This window comes from Schwartzia sp. (in: firmicutes), from assembly GCF_978017985.1.
Genome location: NZ_CDXDFU010000177.1, coordinates 1 through 2,079 on the forward strand (window position 1 = coordinate 1; position 2,079 = coordinate 2,079).

The 2,079-nt window shown below is 47.5% G+C and carries 3 protein-coding genes; all 3 read left to right on the plus strand.

Features of this window, described 5'->3' with window-relative positions:
- The coding region (locus tag ACY69O_RS07750; protein ID WP_462332896.1) for a hypothetical protein at positions 1-718 on the plus strand (718 nt) is incomplete at its 5' end.
- An 86-nt stretch (positions 719-804) separates the two neighbouring features.
- On the plus strand, positions 805-1,230 hold the full coding sequence (locus ACY69O_RS07755; RefSeq protein WP_462332897.1) for a hypothetical protein: 426 nt from the start codon (positions 805-807) through the stop codon (positions 1,228-1,230).
- 130 nt (positions 1,231-1,360) lie between these two features.
- The coding region (locus ACY69O_RS07760) for a hypothetical protein (protein WP_462332898.1) at positions 1,361-2,079 on the plus strand (719 nt) is incomplete at its 3' end.

The following is a 2,079-nucleotide window of genomic DNA, read 5'->3' on the forward strand; positions in this document are numbered from 1 at the left end:
ACGTAAGGCTGCAGTAGAAGAAGCGGAAAAACTTCAGAGTACGGTGCCGCAAGCAGTGCAGGAAACTAAAATACAGAAAGCAGCGGAAGTACGGGAAGCATCTCGGGTTTCCTCCGGGGATGGTGATGATAACAAAAGCACCATGAAGAAGGCTGCGATTGGTGTGGTAGTGGTTCTGTTGTTGATAGGCGCATATTTTATGTTCGGCAAAAAGAAAGAGACACCGCCTGCACCTGAAGTGCCGAAGGTTGAAACGAAAGCGGAAACGGAAGCGGGAACGAAGTCAGATAGCGAAAAACCTGCTGATCCGTCGGCCATAGAAGCAAAGCTGAAGGAATATGCAGAGGCAGTAAAAGCTGCTAATGAACAGAAAAAGCAAGACGCCACTGCGAATGAGAAACTTGTCTTTTTGGTTGAGAGCGTACGGCGTGAAGGCAACGATTTGTTGGTTCTTGGGCATTTCTATAACGGCAAAAAGAATCGGACGATAGTCACGGTTAAAGCTATGGAATTGGATATCGTATTACGCGATATGGATAAGGAACTTCTGAACGAGAAGAATATTCAATACAAAGAATCGTTTACCGGAATGAATATTAGGCCTCTTCAGGATTCAGAGCAGATGACAGTGAAGCTTCCAAATAAAGCGCCTGCGGGAGAATTCAACAATTTTACCGTTACGGTGCACGATGTCCATTGGGAAGCTGTAGGTAAATGAGGTGAGGTGCGATGATGAAAAAAATCAGGATAACCTTGTTAAGTGTCGTTTTACTGTTTGTGTTCACGAGCCAGGCGTTTGCAGAATTGCCCGCAAACCGTATCGCGCTGGGAGTGCAGTTAGGCGCGACGGTTTCCCAGGTGAAAAATGTGTTTGGCGTACCGGACCGCATCACAAAGGAGCAGGTAAAGTCGGAGGCTTATGGGGATTTTGTGGAAACCACAATGACTTACGGGAACGATGCTATCGTTGTCAAGTTTTATAATGAGAATGCCTGGCGGATTGAATCCAACAGTGATAACGGTTGGGGTACACCTGATGGGGTGACGGTGGGCATGTCGATGAAAGAGATGGTTGCCCGACTGGGGAAGGAGGATATTAAAAACCCGGCGGAAAACGGTGAAACGCTGTACTGGTATAACCATGATACCAAGAGCCAGGAAAACCGCGGCAATCTGTATGTGTTTGTAAAAAACAACCGTGTTTCCCGGATTGTGATTGCGTATCAGTGAGATAATTTTTCGGTTATGACGGCTTTTGTTCCAGGATTTTTACGAAAGGTAAAAGAAGAACAGTTTTGTGGCCTTTGTATCATGATAAGTTAAAGTTTAGTAAAGAATGAAATGGGGCAGGAGGCTGACTATGAAACATAATAATACGGGTAAACATACCGGTGTTTTCAAACGGCTCTATACGATATTTGCGTGCTGTGTGTTTTTTGTTTCGCTGTTTGCCTGCGTTGCATTGGCTGCGGAGAACCATAACGGCGCAAAAAGAAATCCGAACGCAACGCATTTCCCAGTAACCGATTCCGGCAAAACTTCCCGGGAATTGTTTAAGGAAGGCGTATACCGGCGGTTTGCGGATGACAGTATGATTACCTATCTGGTTGTGATGCACAAGAAGGGTGATCTGGCGGGTGATCCCTTTGAACGTACCTACATCGGTATCGAGTCTGTACAGCGGAATCACCCCGGCGGAAAACCGGATGGCAGCGTGTTTATGGCGGCCCGACTGCGGAGTCCGAGAGAGGTAAAACGCTATCTGGGCATGAAGGATAATCCGCCGGTAATAAACGACAATGAGCTGCCCTTCCTGCTGGATTATGCGGATACAATCCGCAACGGACAAAAAGGGATGCTTAAGAACCAGCCGAAGATGTATATCATGCTTCCCACCGATGAAGGACGCATCAACATCATCGGCGGTCCGGATAACCTGCCGGCGCCTGTTATGGGGCATTACATCCCTGTAACGGACAGGCCGGCTCCGCTGGTGCTGCAGCAGGCCATGATCAAATGCATGCTGGAAGATTTCATTCCCGCCGCAACCAATATGCTGAGTAACTCCCAGTTCTATGA